This window comes from Bacillus sp. GMs2/2, assembly GCF_050172095.1.
GTDB classification, from domain to species: domain Bacteria; phylum Bacillota; class Bacilli; order Bacillales; family Bacillaceae_G; genus Bacillus_A; species Bacillus_A cereus.
In genome coordinates this window covers 1-1,321 of the sequence record NZ_JBNLYE010000682.1, presented here as the reverse complement: position 1 = coordinate 1,321, position 1,321 = coordinate 1, and the positions used below count along the sequence as shown (strand labels likewise).

Here is a 1,321-nt window from a genome sequence, read left to right as displayed (position 1 = left end):
GATCCCTACCGAATATTGAATTTCTTTATTTTCAACTGTCATGTATATCATCCTCACATTCTATCTATTATTTTTTGTGCCATAATATCAGCAATTTTGTCACCTTCTGCATCAAAGGTATTCTGAGAAAAATGTAGACCTTTCACTCGACCTTTCCCATTCGCTTTTTTATGGCCGTGTTCAGCTAGATACCAATACCATGCTGCATCTTCGAATTCCACAGATACACGATCATTCTTTACAACGACTTTCAAGCTATTTTTTAAATGTACTCGCTTGTTCTTATCCGACATTTTAATGCGCTTTTTTAATTCTGCTGCAAAATACTTGGCTGCTTCATCTAATACATCCAAACTTACTTTTTTATTCACCCGTAATAGCGTATTAATATCTTCTAAAGCTTCAGCAAAACCATTGTTATTCGAAGCCATTACTGGATACACCTCACATACGTTATAAACTGCGTGATAGTGTCGTCGTTCTCGTCATAACCCATTCCATCAAATTGAGAATAAGACACGCCTGCTTCGTTAAAAACAACCTTTAACGGAGCGTAATCTTTTTCAGTTCCGTTTGTAATAACTGCAATTTGATAAAGTGGCATATCCTTTATAACCTTATTAGAAGCTTTTTTCTGTTGCTCATTCACAAATTCATACACAATGTAAGGATAATTTGCTGTTGTAGGTGCACTATCACGATAAACTGGTATACCAGATTTCTTCATGATGTCTCGTAACTCTTGAAAGCTAATTTGCATAGGACAATGACACCTCCATCAATCGGTCTTCTTCACGTACATAAATACGCTCAATATCATAGATACGGCCACCAACTTTTACACGGTAATCCTTTTGGTTGTTTTCAATATCACGATCAATACGAACCTCAATTTTCTTTACAATTTCATTCGTATCTTTCGTTGTAAATTTATCAGTGGCCGTAACCCCAATGTTGTTATAACGAAGTGTCCGTTCTAAAGGATAGCCCATAACAACTCGGTCATTTTCCGGATCAATGGTCTCTCCTAATTTAAGTAGCTCGCCCATCCATTTGAGTTTATTCGTCTTTCTCTTCATCGGCATAAACCTCCTGGACAAAGAACGGTGTTAAAGCATCAAGTGCCTGTTCTAATTCTTTTTCAGAGACTCTGTAATCATAGATAAGACCAGCGACAATAATAATTAAATACTCGGTCTGCTTGCCTGTCGCATTCTTTACATAAGTCTTTGCTTGATCAATATAAAAAGAGAGCAAAGAATCATCCATGCCCTCTTCCCAATGAATATGAGATTTTAATTTCTCAATTAAGTCATTCATA

4 protein-coding genes are annotated in these 1,321 nt (G+C 36.3%); all 4 read right to left on the bottom strand.

The window, feature by feature from the left end:
• Nucleotides 1-53: 53 nt before the first annotated feature.
• From ACQGS6_RS28660 to ACQGS6_RS28645, 4 genes are read right to left on the bottom strand one after another with little or no spacing between them, the layout of a single operon-like run.
• The gene (locus tag ACQGS6_RS28660) at nt 54-431 is read right to left on the bottom strand and encodes an HK97 gp10 family phage protein (protein ID WP_060852321.1); all 378 of its coding nucleotides are present in this window, start codon (nt 429-431) and stop codon (nt 54-56) included.
• Entirely contained in the window at nt 431-760 is a 330-nt protein-coding gene (locus ACQGS6_RS28655; RefSeq protein ID WP_426966038.1) for a hypothetical protein, read from the bottom strand. Before ACQGS6_RS28655 ends, ACQGS6_RS28660 begins: the two co-directional genes overlap by 1 nt.
• Entirely contained in the window at nt 750-1,079 is a 330-nt protein-coding gene (locus tag ACQGS6_RS28650) for a phage head completion protein (RefSeq protein ID WP_426966037.1), read from the bottom strand. The genes ACQGS6_RS28655 and ACQGS6_RS28650 overlap by 11 nt, the downstream gene beginning before the upstream one ends.
• On the bottom strand, nt 1,060-1,320 hold the full coding sequence (locus ACQGS6_RS28645; protein WP_042596659.1) for a head-tail connector protein: 261 nt from the start codon (nt 1,318-1,320) through the stop codon (nt 1,060-1,062). The genes ACQGS6_RS28650 and ACQGS6_RS28645 overlap by 20 nt, the downstream gene beginning before the upstream one ends.
• Between the last annotated feature and the right edge of the window lies 1 nt (nt 1,321).